This is a genomic window from Paenibacillus sp. MMO-58, assembly GCF_037146255.1.
GTDB lineage: Bacteria > Bacillota > Bacilli > Paenibacillales > Paenibacillaceae > Pristimantibacillus.
In genome coordinates this window covers 449972-468426 of record NZ_JBBCVY010000002.1, presented here as the reverse complement: position 1 = coordinate 468426, position 18455 = coordinate 449972, and the positions used below count along the sequence as shown (strand labels likewise).

Here is an 18455-nt window from a genome sequence, read left to right as displayed (position 1 = left end):
ACTACAGCCGCTTCGTGCTATACTCTGATAGAACGATGAAACAGCAAAAGGGAGATACAAATGCCTTCGATTATAACCAAGCCGTTCGATAAAGAAATGCAAAACCTGTTAGGCGAGTTAAGCTCGGGTTATCATGCCGGGGAATTAAGCCGGAAGGATCCTTCGGAATTACCGGAAGTGATTTATACGATTGAGCATGATGACGAAATGGTTGGATACGGAGTCGTACGGGAATACGCGCAGGGCAACCAGTTAATTCAGAAGGCGGAAAAGGATTATTTTCACCCGGATGAAAGGTACCTGGAGAAGGATTTCTATATTGATATCAAGAACGAGACGAACTTTATTTTTATTGAAGCTTTGGATGTGCTGAAGGAACATGAAGGAAAAGGGTACGCGGCGTACTTCATGAATTGGCTGAAAGAGAGATATCCGAATAAAAAGATGTATGTCTATTCGCTTGATAAATCTCAGAATTTTTGGTACAAACAGCAGTTTGAAGTGGTAGGAAGTACGGTTTGGATGACTTACAATTAAATGGCGTTACGCTATCAATCCATGTTAGAGCTGTCCAATGTCAGTTAATGACTATTGGGTCAGCTCTTTGTTTATTAAGAATTAGGAAGATACTCGCATTTGAAGTTTGAGAATTCTGCTCGAGAGTTATGGCCATGGGCATACAGCCCGATAATGACGCCAGTAAATCCTCCGGCGACTTCCGAAGAGAGATACTTCGTCTGCGCCGATCCCAAGTCGATCAGCCCATTGTCCGTAACGATATGGAAGCTGTAGCGGGTATGGCTTGCTTTGATGAGCAGCGACGCCTGATTAATTTGCTTCAAATTCACATCATGCACGACTGACTTTATGTCGCCGATATTCAGGCGTTGAATTACTTTGTACCCGTCTTCTGTCTTCCGGATGGCCAAATCATAATGATGATTCTCATCCATATAGAGGGTTAGGCCGGATTCGCCGCTGGTTAAGGAGACATCGCAGGAAATATCCGCGATAAAGTCCTTTTGACGAATGCCGATAAAGGTCGGGGAGTCTGCCTGATCCAAGGAAATCTCCGTACCTTTAAGCGTCAGCTTGTTCCGTTCAAGCAGATAGTTGTCCGGCTCCGGAGTGCGGAGGTAACACCAATCCATACCCCAGTCCGTATTTTCAAAAGTGAAGCTTGTCTTCTCGGTCTGAACAACTTGATCCGGAATCAGGGCAGTATCAAAGCTGCTGAGAGTAGTGCCGTTGTGACCAGCGGTAAACCAGCCGTCCTCTCCGAAGGTAACCGGCGTAAGGAAGACTTCCCGTCCAAGATGATGGTAGGCAAGCCATTTGCCGCTTTGGCGGAAGCCTAGATGAAGCATCCACCAATTCCCGTCTGGATCCTGAACCAGGTCTCCATGACCAACAGCCTGCACTTCATAACCGCCTAAATTGCGATTGGTTAGGACCGGATTGAGGGGATAAGCTTCAAAGGGGCCATGTAAGGATTCGCTTCGCGCGTAGGTAACCATATGTCCAAATTCGGTGCCGCCCTCGGCCGCTACCAGATAGTACAGGCCGTTAATATTATACATATGGGGGGCTTCAAGGAAACGTCCTCCCGTACCTTGCCAGATCGTGCGACTTGGAGTCAGCTTGCGTCCGGTTTCAATGTCAATCTGACATTGCACGATCCCGCCAACTCCGAAATCATCGGCTCCGTTGCTCATGAAGAAGGCTTTGCCGTCTTCGAAAAATAAATCCGGATCAATTCCGCCCTGATCGACATAGACCGGTTCGGACCATTCTCTGTAAATGTCATCCGTCCACACATAGAAGTTTTGACGGGTGGTATCATTGGTGGTTGTCATGTAGAAACGTCCGTTATGGTTACGGATCGTAGGGGCAAAGACGCCGCCGGAGCTGTTTACTTTTCCGAGCTGGATCTGGCTTTTTCTGGTCAAGCAATGGCCGATCTGATTCCAGTTCACGAGATCTTTGCTTTCGAACAGCGGAACGCCGGGAAAATACTGCATGGAGCTGCATACGAGATAATAAGTGTCTCCAACCTTGCATACGCTTGGGTCGGGATAAAAGCCTTTAATAACCGGGTTGTTGAATTTCATATCGCTACCTCTAATTCCTCTAAGTGTTGGGATGGCGCCAATAAGGAAATTAAACAACATAAGCACCATACGTTCAATGGCGTAAGAGGGAAGCGGCGAACTATTTTGGTTGAATTCACATTCATATGAATTTAATTACTCGTCTTCGGGATAGACACGGATAACGATATCCTTATCGTGGTTGCCAAAGCCGGCGCCATACAGCGTTAATCCGCCAACGTGTGGACTGTGTTCATCAACCGTAAAACGAAGCGTCCAAAAAGGTTCCGCCAGCCGAAGATCGGCAACCGTAACGTCTGACATTTGTTCATTATCCATAAAGGTGCCTTCCGAATCCACGCGAATCGTCTTCCATAACCCGTATTGATTCACGTTGCGGTGCCACCAATCCGGCGTATATTTGCCGCGTGCGGCTCTGCCGAAGTCAGCCGGACTTGTCCAGGTTCCCAGGTTAATCCCGTTAAAAGCGAAAGCGATATCGGAAGGCCAATGATCGCTGAGACCGGGTGCTTCCGAAGCGATTTCCATTGAAATTTCCAAGACGCTGACGGTTTGATCGGGCTGCAAATAGTTAGGCGTTTTATATTCCACGTATCCTTTTCCAAACCACAGAATAGAAGCGTTCACCCGTTCCGGATCGAGAAAATAGCGGGGATCGTCCCAGACGCCAATCTCCATCTCGCGGGTTCCAAGCCCGCAGGTCGGATAGACCTCAAAAGAGGTATAATGGCCAACCGGGATGGATTGTTCCCTGAAGGGCCGGGGCTTGTATGCGAAAGGCAATTCAATCTCGATATGTCTTTCCGTCAGAAAACATATTTTATGAGTTCCGCCGTTCAGGCGGACTCTGCGGCTGCCAATCAGTCCGGCTTGTTCAAGCTTGCGGACGTGCATCGTTACGATGGACGGACTAAGCTGCATACGACCGGCAATGTCTTTGGTGTTCATTTCCTTTTCGGCGAGCAGCTCCATAATTCTCCATCTGACTTCGCTAGCCAGCGCGTCGTAAAGAGGAAGGAACTGTTTATCTCCATTTGCTCTGATCATTGCATGACTCCTACACTAATTATAGCTTACCCTGTTGTTATTTAACGCGGAAAAGCCTGAAGCTTATCGGGATTTCGGACGATGTACAGCTTGTTAATCTTCTCTTCTTCGAATTGGAAAAGCATAACGGCATGAACCTCGTTGTCTCCCAAGCGAAGAATGATGGCTGATTGACCGTTAGCCCGGCACACTTCGACGAATAGCTCCTTGTCTAAGGCTGAAGCATTACGCAAACCGCCGATGAGGAAACGGCTTACTAATTCAGGCGAAACAACCGGATTGACGGTAGCTACCACTTTACCGCCGCCATCGACAACCAGAACGATATCTTGATCCAGCAAGGAAATAAGCTGTTTCATGTTTCCTTGCTGGAGCGCTCCCATGAATCCGCGAACCCATTCCTGACTTTCCGGATGCGTCGGAATGGGTTCATCCGGTATCCGCCCGATTTTGGCGCTTGCGCGGCTGAACAGCTTACGGCAGCTTGCTTCGTTTTTATCCATAAGACTCGCGATCTCGGCATAATCGAAGCCTAACGCTTCCCGGAGAACAAAGACGGTTCGTTCCGAAGTCGTCAGCTTCTCCAGCAAGACAAGCATTCCGTAAGACAGGAGATTTTGCCTCTCGTAGGAGACCTCCAATGAATCGTCGCCCAATGAGAGTAGTGGCTCCGGGAGCCATTCCCCGACATATTTCTCCCGTGTTCTGCGTGCTGATTTCATCATATCCTTGCATCGATTGGCGACCATTTTGCAAAGATACGCTTTAGGCTCCTCCAACTGTACCAGAGAAACGCGCTGCGCCTTTTCGAATACATCCTGAACGGCATCTTCCGCGTCGAAAACCGATCCCGTTAATTGATAAGCAAGTTTAAACAACAGCTTCTTGTATCGTGAATAAAGATCCTGCATCAACCTGCTCCCTCCGTAACGGGTTTTTCCTTCACCATAAAGGAAATTTTGAGTTTTAACAAGCGGCCCTTATACCCACTCAACGATGTCCTCTAGGTTTTGCCTTGCTTTTGGTCGTTTAGGCTCCTCCAGTCGATAGCCGAAAGCAACCATGCAGGCTATGCCATAATCGATAGGGTTAATAATGCCTTCCTTTTGCAATAAAGAGGTTGCCTGCTTTTTGTCAAAGCCTTCGATCGGACAGGAATCAATTCCGATTTGAGCCGCGGCCGTCATCATATTTCCGAGTGCAATATACGTTTGTCTGCTTGCCCATTCAAAAATAAGGCGATCGTCATTTTCAAGCTCGTTTTCAATAAAGGTTTGATAATGGCCGGCAACATGCTGCGCAATTTCATCCGGCATTCGCTGAATGTCCTTTAACATTTTGATCACGTGGGCTGAATCAGCTCTCAAGTTCTGTCTGACCAGCAGAATGACAAAATGGCTTGCGGTAGGGAGCTGCCCTTGGGCGCCTCCCGCTACGGCTTTCAATTTCTCGCGAAGCTGCGGATTTTGGATAACGGCAAATTTCCAAGGCTCTAGGCCAACCGAACTTGGAGACAATCTGCCCGTCTCTAAAATAAACCAAAAATCGTCGTCCGGAATCTTTTTGTCGATATCAAAAACTCTGCACGCATGCCTGAACCGGAAAGCTTCTAAAATTTTTTGTTTATTTGTCTCCATTTTTTCCAGCCCCTTGTTAGGTTTTGCACATATAACGATGCAGGGAACCATTTTGTGACATCGGAACCAAATAGCCAACCGATTAACCGAACGTTTCCGTTTCGTCAATAGCGCACGATATCTTCAGCCCGATCCAATGCGGATTGGGCTGATTGCTTGTTAGTGCGGATTCAATTGGAATTCGGTCCCGGTAGATAAAGGAGCTTCCGAAACCCTGTCGAATATGTAAGACAAGAAATTTTTTCCTCCGATATGCCTCGATTTTCCTCAAGGTTGTCCGGTGCAAAATGTACGTGATCACATTCAAGATGGGACGTGATTAGCTTTGCAGCTGCGGATGTATAAAAGGCTTTTCGGCAATCGAAGCCATGCGCTTCAAACGATGATCATTTCCAATTTATTCATTCTTCTCATTCCGTTGGCTATGGGTGTATTTCTGTATGCCAAGGTTGAGAACAGCCTCGAGAAAAGCACGAACCGTTCCAATGAAGCAATGCTGGAGCAGCTCAGGCTGACGCTCGACAATAAATTGTCGGAAGTCGATCTGTTGGCCCGTCAGGTTGTATTTGATCCCAAGCTGGATTACATGCTGAAGATACAAGGACATCCGAGCAGCGCGGACCGGTATCAGTTCGTCGAATTTATGAGGGACAAGCTGGCTCGTTACCGGAATATGACCAGCAGCTTCATTTTTGATTATTTCGTCTATTTCTCGCGAAGCGATACGATTATCAAATCCGATCAGCTGACCGATTCGCATACGTTTTACGAAACAAATTATACCTTTAAAGATCAATCCTACGAGCAGTGGAAATCCGGAATGCTGGAAAGCACGCATCAGTCGGCTTACCTGCCGGTTACTTCCCTCTCCCGAGGGTTAAATCCACTCGCAAGTCTTGAGGTTATTCCGGGCGACGTCATCGTATACGAGCAAACGCTGCCCGTCAGCTCACCGTCGGATCGCATGGGGAACTTTATCGTTCTGATCGACGTGAATGAGATCAAGGCTATGTTCGCTCAGCTCGAATCGGCAAGCAACAGCGACATCTATATTCTGGGTAACAACGGACAGACGATTATGAGCACCGGCTCCGCTTTGTTCCCGGCGGACCTGCTGAAGCGAATGGATCAGACCAATGCCCCTTTTGCTTACAAGATGGGCGGAGTGGATCAGATGGTATCGTTCGTAAGCTCCCAGAAAGCGGGCTTCCGCTATGTATCGATTACTCCGAATAACGTGTTTATGAAGCAGGTGAACCAGATTCAAAGCTGGTCGCTTGGATTATTTCTCTTATGCCTAATCGCAGGTCTTCTTGCGGTTGTAGCGGGGGTATACCGCAGCTATAAGCCGCTGCATGCCACCATACATGCGATCATGCGCGGCAAAGCCATACACGGGCGCTCCTTCCACAATGAATACGAGTTCATAAGGCAGACGTTTGAGGGATCTATTCACGAAGAAAAGCATTTGCGGAACACGCTGACCAGGCAGACACCGTTCATACGCGCGAATTACTTGTCCCGCCTGCTGCACGGCTATATGGATGTGGATCTGTCCTCCGAGAGTGAAGAATCCCTGCATTTCATGAATTTGAACTTTATTAGCGACCGGTTTGCCGTATTTCTGGTGAAAATCGAGGATGTGCATCTCTTCTCCGACGAGGATGAAGAGAAGTGGGCAAGAGCCAGGTTTGTGGTGTCCAACATTGGCATTGATCTGATCGGCCCTCCGCAGAAGGGATATGTCGTGGAGCTCGAACGGGATCGGCTTGCGTTCCTTATTAATCTGGATAAGGATCGGAGGAACGAGGAAGCCGTCATACACGATATCGTGCAGTCCCTATACGAGATCCTTTCGAAGAGATTCAAAATCGGAATAACGATCGCGGCCGGAGGCGTCCACGAAGGCCCGAAAGCGATTCGGAACTCTTATCCGGAAGCGCTGGCCGCGTTGGAATATAGGCTGATTTTGGGCAAAAACGCCATTATTTATTTCCAGGACCTTTCCAGCACGAAACAGCATTATTACTATCCGCTTGAAATCGAGATTCAGCTGACGAACTTCGTAAGAAGCGGCGATACCGACAATGCCGGCAAGCTGCTGGACAAAATCTACGAAATGAATTTCTCGTCCAGCCATTTCACGCCGGAGATGGGGAAATGCCTGTTCTTCAATATTATCAGTACGTTCCTGAAAATCATGAACTCGACCAATATGAATCAGCTGGAGGAGCTTGGCGAGGACTTCGATCCAATAAAGGCCGTGTTTACGTATTCAACGGCAGAGGGGATGCAGCGCAAGACAAAGGAGCTGTACGATACGCTGACCCGGTCCTTCAACGTGGAACGGTCCGATCATCGCACCCAGCTGCTTCAGGATATACTTGCTTACGTAGAGGAGATGCTTGGCGATTCCAATCTGGGGCTTGCGATGATCGCCGAGCATTTCCGGATGACCCCGCCGTATATCTCTACCTTCTTTAAGAAAAATCAGGGGCAAAACCTGATCGACTACATTACCCAGAAGCGGATGAAGGCGGCAAAACAGCTGATGGACAATAAGGATCTGACGATTGCGCAGATCGCGCAGCTGGTCGGCTACAACAATGACGTCGTTTTTATCCGGGGATTCAAGAAGCTTGAGGGAATTACGCCGGGGAAATACCGGGAGACCATTGTGCCGGATGCCATTAGCTTGAATGAATAGCCAGACAGTCTCCATGGGACTGTCTTTTCCTTTATAAATCAGCACTGATCGGTTTTAAGATCCAACTGACTCGTTTTTTGCTTGCGCCAAAATCTTATGAAAATACAACGCAGATGAAAAGTAGAGCATAGGCGCACCTCGGCCTCCGAACGTACACTTGGAATCGTAAGCGCTTGCAAGACGATGACCACTAATTCAGGGGGAGTGTTCACACGCATGAACAAAACTTTAAAATGGTCCGGCAGTATTTTGACCGTATCGGCTCTTGCTGTATCGCTTGCGGCATGCAGCAGCGGGAATAACGGGGGCAAGGGAAACGCCGAGCAGCAGACAAGCGGAACCGAATCGTCAGGAAGCAAGGAAACACAGCCGCCAAAGCTTAGTCAGCTATCTTATTGGGTGGCGAATCACGCCGCGGCCGCGGCACAAATGAAAACCTACGCGGAAATGGGCATGTATAAGGAGAGGGAGAAGGAATCGGGCGTTAAGGTTGAATTCCAGCATCCGCCGCTCGACCCGGCGCAAGCGAAGGAGCAGTTTAACCTTATGATCGTGTCCAGCAAGCTTCCGGATGTCATTGAATACAACTGGAATGATTACTTGGGCGGACCGGAGAAAGCGATACAGGATAACAAAATCATCAAGCTTAACGAGCTTATCGATCAATACGCTCCTAATCTGAAGAAGCTGCTCAACGAGCATCCGGACTGGAAGAAGCAAATCACGACGGACAACGGCAGTATCTATGCCTTCCCGTTCCTCCGCGGCGACGATAAAGTAAGGGTGTTCTTCGGACCTGCGATTCGCCAGGATTGGCTCGACAAGCTGGGCCTAGGCAAGCCGGAAACCATTGATGACTGGTACAACGTTTTGAAAGCGTTTAAGGAGAAGGATCCCAACGGCAATGGACAGGCAGACGAAATTCCTCTCTATCTGGACAAAGACCTGTTAAATGTAGACGCTCCATTCCTTGGTGCATGGGGAATTAACAACAGCTTCTACCAGGATAACGGAACCGTCAAGTATGGCCCGATTCAGCCGGAATTCAAGTCGTTCCTGGAGACGATGAACAAGTGGTATAAGGAAGGGCTGCTGGATAAAGATTTCGCCGCGCCAAATGCCAAGCTGCTGGATAATAAAATGACAACAAACCTGCTTGGCGCAACGGCTACCTATAACGGCGGCGGGATCGGCAAATATGCCGGTCTTATGAAAGACAAAGATCCTAACTTCAAGCTTGTTGCGGCTCCTTATCCGGTACTAAACGCCGGCGATACGCCGATTTGGGGGCAAAAGGATTTTGCCTTTAACGGAATTGGCGCTGCCATTACAACAAGCGATAAAAATCCGATCGAAACCGTTAAATGGCTCGATTATGCCTATGGCGAGCAAGGCGAATTGCTGTTCAACTACGGCATAGAGGGCGAGAGCTATACCATGGAGAACGGCAGAGCTGTCCTGAAGCAGGATCTATTGACTCCGTCTAACGGGATCAGCAGCCAGCAGGCCATTGCGAAGTATAACCGTGCCACATGGAGCGCTCCGTTTGTGCTCAGCGACAACTTCCAATTGCAATATCTCGCGCTTCCGCAGCAGAAGGATGCTCTTGAGATCTGGTCCAAGCCAACGGTTGAGCGCAAGATGCCGCTTGTGACGCCTACGCAGGATGAGAGCAGCAAGTTCGCCTCGATTATGACGGATATCAATACCTACAAAGATGAGATGCTGTTGAAATTTATTATGGGCGTTGAGCCTATCGACCAATTCGATAACTACGTGAAGAAGATTAAGAGCATGGGAATCGACGATGCTGTCCAAATTCAGCAGGCTGCGCTCGAACGCTTCTCCAAGCGTTAATTCCGGAATCGGCTGGGTGGGGGCGAGAGCTCGTCTCCACCAGCGCGAGTGCGTCACCTTGAACAGAGAGGAAGGAAGGATCGATGTCCAAAAACGTCGGGAATCCAGCTTTGCTGCACACGATAAAAACGGATATGAAGCGGCATTGGGGCGTTTATTTGATGGCGCTTCCCGTTCTTGCTTACTATATTATTTTCCATTACGGCCCCATGTACGGCTTGCAGATTGCATTCAAGGACTTTCAGCCGTCCGATGGCATATGGGGCAGCGCATGGGTGGGGTTTAAGCATTTCGAGAGCTTTTTTAACGGTATCTATTTCTGGCGTTTAATTACGAATACGATTCTGCTCAATCTTTATGAGCTGCTGTTTGGTTTTCCGGCGGCGATTATTCTGGCTCTTCTGCTGAATGAGATCCGGAAGAGCTCGTTCAAACGGATTGTGCAGTCTATTTCCTATTTGCCGCATTTCATCTCCATCGTTGTAGTTGCGGGAATGATGGTCGATTTTCTTAGCCGCACCGGTCTTGTGAACCAGCTTCTTGGCTCCTTCGGCTTCCAGCCGGTCGATTTCCTGATGGAGGAGGGATGGTTCCGGTTCTTGTACGTATCCTCGGGAGTCTGGCAAGGCGTGGGCTGGGGATCGATTATTTATCTGGCCGCAATATCAGGGATTGACCCTACGTTGTATGAAGCTGCGCGAATCGACGGAGCGGGGCGCTGGAGACAAACGCTAAACGTAACGCTGCCCGGGATTATGCCGACGATTATCATTTTGCTGATCCTGCAAATGGGCAATATGATGTCCGTTGGCAGCGAAAAAGTACTCTTGCTCTACAACCCGCTTACCTATTCAACGGCAGATGTGATCTCAACCTACGTGTACCGTAAAGGGGTATTGGAAGCCAGTTACAGCTTTACCGCCGCGGTAGGTTTATTTAACTCGATAATCAGCTTCATTCTGATTTTGGCAGCCAATAAAATCAGCAGGCGGTTCAGCGAGACCAAATTGTGGTGATAGAGGAGACTTGCTATGAAAAGAACGATGGGAGAGAGGGTATTCGGCTGGATCAACGTCATCCTGATGATTGGCCTTTGCGTGGTGACGCTCTATCCGTTCCTGTATGTACTGTTCGCATCGTTTAGCGATGCAACGGCTTTTCTGCAGAACCGCGGGCTGCTGCTAGCGCCTGCAGGATTTGATTTAAGTGCTTATAAAGCGGTATTCCGCAACCCGATGATTATGAAAGGGTATGAGAATACGCTGCTGTACGTGCTGCTCGGCACTGCAATTAACCTCGTCATGACCGCTATCGGCGCTTACGTACTGTCCCGGCCGAATTTGTATTTCCGGCATTTCCTGATGTTCCTCATTGTGCTCACGATGGTCTTTCACGGCGGATTGATTCCAAGCTATTTGCTTGTCAACAAACTTGGCATGATGAATACGATGTGGGCGCTGCTTATTCCTGTCGCCATCAATACGTATAACCTGATAATTATGCGGACTTCTTTCCAGACCATTCCGGTAAGCCTGGAGGAATCGGCAAGGATGGATGGAGCGGGGGAATGGACCATCTTATTCCGGATCGTGCTTCCGCTCTCGATGCCGGTTATCGCCGTCATGATTTTATGGTATGCGGTGGGCCATTGGAACTCGTATTTCAATGCGCTCGTGTATTTGCGAGATACCCAGAAATATCCGCTTCAGCTCGTGCTCCGCGATATTCTGATCGCCAACAGCACGGATTCGATGATGACCAGTGCGGCAAGCGATGATAAGTACGCCATTGGAGAAACGATCAAATACTCGACGATTATCGTTTCGACTTTGCCGATCATTTGCTTGTACCCGTTCCTGCAGAAGTATTTCGTTAAAGGCGTTATGATCGGGGCGATCAAAGGGTAGGAGGATGGCCTATGACAACGGTGACGTACGACAATACGCCAAGCAGCTGGAACGAAGCCTTGCCGCTCGGCAATGGGCATTTCGGCGGAATGGTCTATTACGAAGACGAGACGATGACCATGGCGCTTAACCATTACGAGGTGTACTATCGCAAGCTGCACCGTTACAGCACAGCCTTTCGGCAAGGGGAAGGACAACATTTCCGTTTGCAGTATGGCCGGACGTTTGACGAGCTTCGGAAGCATGCGCAGGAAATGTACCGCAACCCTGCAGAAGAACCGTTTTTTCTATATGGAGATGCCCTGAGCGACAATAGCATGTACCGGCAATACGGCAAGCCGCCCGGGGGGAGCTCCCATTATCCGACCGGAGAGATAAAGCTTTATCCGTCTGCAGAACTGAAGGCTCCGGATCATTACGAGCTGCAGCTTGACGTAATCAAGGCGGATGTCCGGCTGCGAATCGAGAAAGAGGATAAGAAGCTCGAGGTTGCAACGATGGCAGCCGAAGGAGAGGATTTCATTGTTACGGATATTAAACAAACGGACGGCACTCTGCTAAGCGAAATCGAACTTGCGCTGCCGTTAAGAAGATATGCCGATATTAATGCTTCCTACCATTCGCATGATGATACAACCTTTTATTATATAGGCTCCTTCTACCCGGACGGGGAAGACAAGGATCGTCATCGCCCCTTTTCCTTTGCTGTTATGACAAAACTGCTTGGCGCGAAAGGTACAGTAGTGAGTTGCGCCGGAGCTATTCGAATTCGGTTAAAAGATGCAGAGAATAGTCTAACTTTGCTTACGACGGTCGTTACGGAAGTTCAGGCGAAGGACCCGCTGCAGACTGCATTTGAGCGTCTGGGTCAATTTATTCCTGGACTAGCTGCGGCGAGAGAGCGACATCAATCCTATTGGCAGAGCTTCTGGAGGCGTTCGTCCGTTACGCTTCCGGATAAGCTGCTTGAGGATTTATACAGGATCAACCTTTATGCTCTGTCCTGCAGCAGCGGACGGGGAGGAACTATGCCTGAACAGGCCTGTGGACTAAACGGGCTATGGGATATCAAGCAGCCGACCAAGTGGGGCAGCATGTGGTACTGGGATGTCAACATTCAAGCCGCTTTTTGGCCGCTGTATACGTCCAATCACCTGGAACTGGCCGGCTTGTTTAATGAAGGCTTACTTTCCTATGCCGGCAGCGCCGAACGAATGGCTAAGCAGTTCTACGGATTGGATGGGATTGCCGGGGATTACCCGCATGCCTTGTATTACAGCATCTGGCCTTGGTGCGCGCAATTTTTATGGAATTATTACCGGTACAGCATGGACGAGACGTTTCTGCGGGAGAAGGCTTATCCGCTGATTTGCAAGATCGCCCATTTTTTTGAAGGGTTATTGCTATTTGATGCCGAGAGCGGTTTGTATAACGTCTTCCCGGATATTTCGCCGGAGCAAGGACCGCTTACGCGTAACTCGACTTGTACGCTGGCATCCGTCCGCTATTTATTCCGCATGGCCATAGAAGCAAGCGAGTTGCTTGGCGAGCCGGAGGAAGAGCGGAGTAAATGGGAGGACATTGCCCGGAAGCTCGCTCCATATCCTGAAGCGGATTCTACGCGTTACGGCAAAATATGGCTCGATTCCGAATGGGCGCAACCGGATCTTCCTCTGCGGCATCCTTCCCTATTAATGCCTCTCTATCCGATTGGCGAAATCGATAGGAAAGCCAAGTTGCCGCTGCGACAGCAGGCAGAGAATACGCTGAGTTACGTGGAGGAGAATACGGAATTTGGCATGTTCCAATTCGGGTGGCTGTCCTGTACGGCTTCGCGGTTAGGCAAGGGAGACGATGCACTGCGGCTGCTGTATGAGCAGGGTATCGACCTGTCGCTTCGTTGCAACGGTTTGTTCGCGGAGGAGACGGAAAGGTGGATGAATTACTGCAACATAACCAACGAACCGTTGTACCATCCGTTTATGATGGAGGCTTCCGGCGAGCTTGTCGCTGCCGTAAACGAGATGCTGCTGCAAAGCTATGATGGCGTAATCGAAGTATTCCCGGCCGTTCCGGAAGGAACCTTGGAGCAGGAACAGACAAATAAGATGTATAACCATCAGTTAGAGGAGCGGACTTATGGCAAATGGGAAGCTTGCGCTTTCCGGGGATTGCTTGCGGTTGGCGGCTTCGAAGTCAGTGCCAGACGCAGGGAAGGACGTACGGAATGGGTTCATATACGAAGCCTTGCCGGCGGAAAGGTTGTTTTGAGATATCCGTTTGACGTTGAAGAGAACATCAAGGTTGTGAATTTATCCGGACGTGCCTTGACGATGGAGGAGTATGCACTTCATCAAGAATGTCTGGTTTTCGATACGGTTCAAGGCAGTGATTACCTCGTCTTTGTTGATCATGCGGAAGGTATTTTACAGTCAGATTGGCCGCTGGCTCATACAAGGAGGATAAGAGATGATAATGCCTTCAGCAGCCCGCATGTTCATGAAGCGCACACAAGGCGGCGCGTATTTCTGGGGAAGAACCGGGACACAGAGCATTACCGGCTGCTCGATCATTTTACGTTCGATTATTATGCGGGAAACAGCAGAGTATCGAGACTTGCGGCATACCGGCTTGATTTTGGCGTCAAGGAAGAACTGCTGGGCAAAAATTATACGGAAGCCCTTCCCCGCCAGATTCATATTGCAGGTGTGCTTGGTCAGGCATTCCGAAAAGTAACCCCGGATATGATCTTTACGCCATATAGCGGGATTGGCTGGGAGCGGATGGATCAGCTAACCGCCATCGACCGAGGAGCCTCCGACCTGCTTCGGCGAGACTTTGTTGGTGGAGAAGGCGATGCCGTTTTTAGGATCGAGCTGCCCAAGGGCCGATACGATCTCCTGATCGTCACGGGAGACGAAGCAGCCCCTTCCTGCACAGAGCTTGAAATCGCGGGTCAGCTGAAGTGGAGGCCGGATAAGCCTCTTAAAGCGGGAGATTATGCCACGGAAATCATCCCGATTACGCAAAAAAAGGATGGCTGCGTATCTCTGCATTTCCGTTCTTGCGAAGAGCTGCCTTGGCGGATAAATATGCTTATTATTAATCGAAATTACTCGTATTTGTGAAGATGCGAGTGAAGGAATTTTCATGCGAGAAGGCGAAGAAGTTTGACACGGAAGTTCTTTCCAAAGCTGCAGTGAATGAAGAAAGAAGTATAGCAGTCAAGCAGGTATGTTGAAGAAATCGGAGGAATGGAAATGGTGCAGATCCGAAGATTGACAGGCATTGAAATACAAGAAGCTGTCCGCTTGTCGGATGCGACATTCCGGGACGGCAATCAGACTTCCATGGGCCAATTGTTTCCAATCCTCTTCTCCGATGCGGCGTTGCACTTATCTTACGGCGCATTTGAAGATGACGGCAAATTGGTATCGTTTATGGGCGTTGTCCTATGGACGATCCGGATTGGCGAGGCTGCGCTGCGCGTAGCCTCGCTTGGTTCGGTCTGTACGGAACCGTCGGCAAGAGGCAAAGGGTACGCGAGTCAGCTATTGGAGCAAGTTCAGCAATTCACGCGGGATGCAGGGGCGTCATTGCTGCTCGTATCCGGTGACCGTTCTTTATACACGCGGGCGGGTTGCAAGTTGTTCGGGAGAGTTAGCAAATACCGCATGGATGCGCTGCAAGCAGAGTCCTTGTTAGGTGGATCGGAAGTAACAGGCGAGATCCGGGAGATGCGGCCGGAAGATTTGTTTGCCATGCAGGAGGCTGCTGAAACTCGGGAGGTTCGTTATCAGCTGGGCATTAATGAATTCGGCACGCTGCTCAAGGCGGAAGCTATCGCAAGCGTGATGCGGATGAGTCAACGGGTACTTGTCCAGGAGTCGGATGGGAAAGTCATCAATTTTGCAGTTATTGGCGTTACGTCGGATCAGCAGTTAAACGGGGCGGTTCTCGAGTATGCCGGAGCTTCGGCTCAGGTTATAAGACTGTTCGCCGATGCCGTAAACCGATATGGCCTGCAGTCCTTGGAGATTCCTATTCCGTGGCATGAAACAGACATTCATGAAGAGTTGTCGGCAATTCCTTCTGCGGAGGAAGGTCAACCGGGTACCGTCCAAATTCTGAGCGGCGAGGCTTTAATCAACCAGTTATCGCCATGGCTGGAGAAACAAGAAACTGCGAATGGTCTTCGGTTGAACCGGAAGGAAAACAGCTGGCAATTGTCCGACTCCACAGGCCGGCCTTCCGCTACGTTAAGCGATGAAGAACTGATTCGATTGCTATTTGATCGTGTCGGAACAGATGCAGTAGAGCTGCCTGCTGAAGCCCAAGCCTATCAGAAATTATTCCCGGTTCCGTTTCCGTATACGGCAGGCTTATGCTTTGTGTAAAGTTGTTATAAGAGTAACTTGTTCCGTTTATATGAATAAAGCTGCCGGCTACGGCAGCTTTATTTTTTGTATTGACCATAAAAGGTGCGTTTCATAAATAAAACAGGTATTATTAAATATAAACGAATAATAAATAAATTCAATTTTGCGGGGGAAATCTTTGGAAACGCTCAGAACCTTTTTCACTCATCCGATTATCAAAAGAATTGTGTTTGTCTTACTGGTCGTAGTTCTTCTCTATAGTCTCCGCGATATGTTGAATTTGTTGCTGCTTCTGTTTATGGTCACGTTTGTGATGATGCGGCTGCAGAGCTTTATAACCAAGCAAATTCGCAGGGTGATTCCGGTGTCGCCCGTTGTAGTAACCTCGGTCCTGTATGTTGCGCTTGTGTTCGGCCTCGTTTACGGTCTGGTCAATTACGTGCCAAAGCTGATTAACGAGATCGTGGATATCGTCAACAACGTGCAAAAGTTTTTAGGATCGGCGCAAAACGATCAGATCGCCCAAGTGGTCGCGGATACGCTCGACAAGATCGAATACAAAACGTTTTTGAACAGTGCTCTCGCTTATGCGAAGAAGATTGGCGGCTGGCTCGAAATTATTTTGCTGGTTATGTTGCTTAGCTATTTCTTCCTGCTGGAGAGACGCAAGATCGTTCAGTTTACCGAGAAATTCAGCAAAAGCTCGATTAGTTGGCTGTATCTCGAATTCCGGTATTTTGGCGGCAAGTTTATTGCTTCCTTCGGCAAGGTACTTGAAGTACAGCTGATGATTGCCGTATTTAATACCGCCCTTACCATTGCCGGTCTATGGATCATGGGCTTCCCGTACCTATTCGCGCTGACCATTATGGTATTTTTGCTAAGCCTCATTCCGGTTGCGGGCGTCGTTGTTTCCTTTGTCCCGATTGGAATTATCGGCTACCAGATTGGCGGAACTAAAACCGTTATTTGGGTTATCGTTCTGGTGCTGCTCATTCATGCTCTTGAAACGTACTTCCTGAACCCAAGGTTATATTCGCACAAAACAAACCTGCCGATGTTTTACACATTCTTTATCCTTATTTTGTCCGAGCATTACATGGGCATCTGGGGGCTGTTGATTGGTATTCCGATCTTTATGTTTATGCTGGACGTGTTAAAGGTGGAGCAGGCTGATACGTTGGAAGAGCAGACGAAACAGGTGAGAAGCGGAAGATAATCATCGGATTTGTAATCCGAGTATGAGACAGATGGTCAAAAAGACCAGCTGTCTTTTTTTTAAAAAAGAGAGTTCAACGTAACATTCCAATCGCTGGAAACGTATATATTTTAGCTAATAATCAAACAATTTTTTCTGGTAAGGAGCGTTGATTAATTGAGACCAAGCAGGCAGAACATATATTGGTTTTTAGCCGGAGTATGCAGCAGCGCCATTGTTTTTATCGTTGTAGGGCGGATTCACTTATCCCATTTAGCCGCTGTCCTGCTGACTGCTGTAATCGTTACTTTAGGTGGTGGCAGTATTAAGAGGGCTTTTAGGTTCACGGATGAAAGGAGCTTCCACCCGCTGTTTTTCAGCGCAGGGATGCTTTTATTATTTATCGGTTTCAGCATTATTGGCGTTATAAAATAATAAGGCAAGGTACGATTAGGAGTATAAACGTAATGGAAGAAATGAAAAATATGGATACTTTACAATTAAAAATACGTAAGGGAAGTTAATTACGGTGTGAAGATCATTTATTTGCTGATTGGATGAGGAGATGATTTTTCGTGCAGAGGTGAATCACAGTGAAAGCTATAACGAATAAGATTCTGAAAACAAGTCTAGGGATATTTGTAGCTTCGGTAATTCTGATCTTTGTCCTCATGTGTTTGTTTGAAATTTTTTTTATTTTGGGAGTTTGGTACAAGGATGCCTTCATGAATTGAATTATGTTTGAGAGAGCCGGCCGTGCATATTGCACAGTCGGTTTTTCTTATGACGGGATAGTTGAAACAGTAATCGCATGGTAAACGTAAAACTATTATTCGATAACCTGACGAGATAGTATTTATTCCTCCGAATTGTAAGCAACCACGACGTATGTAATGCCAAAACAAGAAGGAGAAGATCGTTGTGAGTGAAGATTGGAAAAAAGTTGAGGAAGCATTAAAAAGCATTGAGGTCGTTGGACATGAAAATAATAAGCCGGTCTCGGTCATCGGCTTCTCGGAAGATTTGCGTTGCATCGGCATAGGTACGGATGCCGCGGTCTTCTATCACTCTGACACCCCTGATTACGCATATAAAGTATATACCGCTCAGTCTTTAGAGAAGAAGAACGTGGAAGCAGGCATCTATGAACGTTTACAAGGCTCCCCCTATTTTCCCCATTGTTATGGTGCCGGTTCCAACTTTCTAGTGTTAAGTTTTGAACAAGGAGTTACTCTATATGATTGTCTTTTACAGGGGATCCCTGTTTCGGAGCAGGTGATACAGGACGTCGAAAATGCCCGAGCGTTTATTCGCAGCCAAGGGATGAACCCTAGAGATATTCATCTTAAAAATGTGCTCTTGCAAGACGGAAGAGGAAAAGTTCTCGATGTATCGGAATATAGCAAGGACGGAAACGATAACCGGTGGGAACACTTAGTATGGTCATACAATCATTTTTATCCTATGATTAGCGGAGTGCAGATCCCTTTATGGATATTGGAAACGATAACGAATTGGTACAATCGGATCGATACGGCAAGTTTTGGAATAGAAGACTTCTCTAAACGGGTGAGTCAACTTTTCTTGGGAAAACGCAAATAAAACGGAGCAG

General features: G+C 48.2%; 14 protein-coding genes. 10 read left to right on the top strand and 4 right to left on the bottom strand.

The window, feature by feature from the left end:
• The first annotated feature begins 60 nt into the window (after positions 1-60).
• Positions 61-537, top strand: coding sequence for a GNAT family N-acetyltransferase (locus WFJ73_RS07905; RefSeq protein WP_336772524.1), 477 nt, complete (start codon positions 61-63; stop codon positions 535-537).
• A gap of 74 nt (positions 538-611) precedes the next feature.
• Here WFJ73_RS07905 and WFJ73_RS07900 read toward each other — a convergent pair whose 3' ends face one another.
• The 4 genes from WFJ73_RS07900 to WFJ73_RS07885 form a co-directional block, all read right to left on the bottom strand.
• Positions 612-2111, bottom strand: coding sequence for a glycoside hydrolase family 43 protein (locus WFJ73_RS07900; RefSeq protein WP_336772523.1), 1500 nt, complete (start codon positions 2109-2111; stop codon positions 612-614).
• A gap of 135 nt (positions 2112-2246) precedes the next feature.
• Positions 2247-3158: an ArsR/SmtB family transcription factor gene (locus WFJ73_RS07895; protein ID WP_336772522.1), complete on the bottom strand. Its 912-nt coding sequence runs from the start codon at positions 3156-3158 to the stop codon at positions 2247-2249.
• A 41-nt stretch (positions 3159-3199) separates the two neighbouring features.
• A complete protein-coding gene (locus tag WFJ73_RS07890; protein WP_336773083.1) occupies positions 3200-4069 on the bottom strand; it encodes a sigma-70 family RNA polymerase sigma factor in 870 nt (289 codons plus the stop codon).
• A gap of 69 nt (positions 4070-4138) precedes the next feature.
• Positions 4139-4795: an NAD(P)H-dependent oxidoreductase gene (locus tag WFJ73_RS07885; RefSeq protein ID WP_336772521.1), complete on the bottom strand. Its 657-nt coding sequence runs from the start codon at positions 4793-4795 to the stop codon at positions 4139-4141.
• Between the two features lie 337 nt (positions 4796-5132).
• Between WFJ73_RS07885 and WFJ73_RS07880 the strand changes: the two genes are divergently transcribed.
• From WFJ73_RS07880 to WFJ73_RS07840, 9 genes are all read left to right on the top strand, one after another.
• Positions 5133-7502 (top strand): helix-turn-helix domain-containing protein, encoded by a 2370-nt coding sequence (locus WFJ73_RS07880; protein WP_336772520.1) that lies wholly within the window; start codon positions 5133-5135, stop codon positions 7500-7502.
• 216 nt (positions 7503-7718) lie between these two features.
• Positions 7719-9359 (top strand): ABC transporter substrate-binding protein, encoded by a 1641-nt coding sequence (locus WFJ73_RS07875; protein ID WP_336772519.1) that lies wholly within the window; start codon positions 7719-7721, stop codon positions 9357-9359.
• Between the two features lie 83 nt (positions 9360-9442).
• Positions 9443-10375: an ABC transporter permease gene (locus WFJ73_RS07870; RefSeq protein ID WP_336772518.1), complete on the top strand. Its 933-nt coding sequence runs from the start codon at positions 9443-9445 to the stop codon at positions 10373-10375.
• A 15-nt stretch (positions 10376-10390) separates the two neighbouring features.
• Entirely contained in the window at positions 10391-11266 is an 876-nt protein-coding gene (locus WFJ73_RS07865) for a carbohydrate ABC transporter permease (protein ID WP_336772517.1), read from the top strand.
• An 11-nt stretch (positions 11267-11277) separates the two neighbouring features.
• Positions 11278-14394, top strand: a complete 3117-nt coding sequence (locus WFJ73_RS07860; RefSeq protein ID WP_336772516.1) for a glycosyl hydrolase family 95 catalytic domain-containing protein — start codon at positions 11278-11280, stop codon at positions 14392-14394.
• A gap of 132 nt (positions 14395-14526) precedes the next feature.
• Positions 14527-15663, top strand: coding sequence for a GNAT family N-acetyltransferase (locus tag WFJ73_RS07855; RefSeq protein WP_336772515.1), 1137 nt, complete (start codon positions 14527-14529; stop codon positions 15661-15663).
• A gap of 160 nt (positions 15664-15823) precedes the next feature.
• Positions 15824-16864, top strand: a complete 1041-nt coding sequence (locus tag WFJ73_RS07850; RefSeq protein WP_336772514.1) for an AI-2E family transporter — start codon at positions 15824-15826, stop codon at positions 16862-16864.
• Positions 16865-17020: 156 nt separating this feature from the next.
• On the top strand, positions 17021-17278 hold the full coding sequence (locus WFJ73_RS07845; protein WP_336772513.1) for a hypothetical protein: 258 nt from the start codon (positions 17021-17023) through the stop codon (positions 17276-17278).
• A 486-nt stretch (positions 17279-17764) separates the two neighbouring features.
• The gene (locus WFJ73_RS07840) at positions 17765-18445 is read left to right on the top strand and encodes a serine/threonine protein kinase (protein ID WP_336772512.1); all 681 of its coding nucleotides are present in this window, start codon (positions 17765-17767) and stop codon (positions 18443-18445) included.
• The last annotated feature ends 10 nt before the right edge of the window (positions 18446-18455 follow it).

Coding starts and splice junctions, on each gene's coding strand:
- WFJ73_RS07905 (WP_336772524.1), top strand. CDS start 61: ATGCCTTCGATTATAACCAAGCCGTTCGATAAAGAAATGCAAAACCTG.
- WFJ73_RS07900 (WP_336772523.1), bottom strand. CDS start 2,111: ATGAAATTCAACAACCCGGTTATTAAAGGCTTTTATCCCGACCCAAGC.
- WFJ73_RS07895 (WP_336772522.1), bottom strand. CDS start 3,158: ATGATCAGAGCAAATGGAGATAAACAGTTCCTTCCTCTTTACGACGCG.
- WFJ73_RS07890 (WP_336773083.1), bottom strand. CDS start 4,069: ATGCAGGATCTTTATTCACGATACAAGAAGCTGTTGTTTAAACTTGCT.
- WFJ73_RS07885 (WP_336772521.1), bottom strand. CDS start 4,795: ATGGAGACAAATAAACAAAAAATTTTAGAAGCTTTCCGGTTCAGGCAT.
- WFJ73_RS07880 (WP_336772520.1), top strand. CDS start 5,133: ATGTATAAAAGGCTTTTCGGCAATCGAAGCCATGCGCTTCAAACGATG.
- WFJ73_RS07875 (WP_336772519.1), top strand. CDS start 7,719: ATGAACAAAACTTTAAAATGGTCCGGCAGTATTTTGACCGTATCGGCT.
- WFJ73_RS07870 (WP_336772518.1), top strand. CDS start 9,443: ATGTCCAAAAACGTCGGGAATCCAGCTTTGCTGCACACGATAAAAACG.
- WFJ73_RS07865 (WP_336772517.1), top strand. CDS start 10,391: ATGAAAAGAACGATGGGAGAGAGGGTATTCGGCTGGATCAACGTCATC.
- WFJ73_RS07860 (WP_336772516.1), top strand. CDS start 11,278: ATGACAACGGTGACGTACGACAATACGCCAAGCAGCTGGAACGAAGCC.
- WFJ73_RS07855 (WP_336772515.1), top strand. CDS start 14,527: ATGGTGCAGATCCGAAGATTGACAGGCATTGAAATACAAGAAGCTGTC.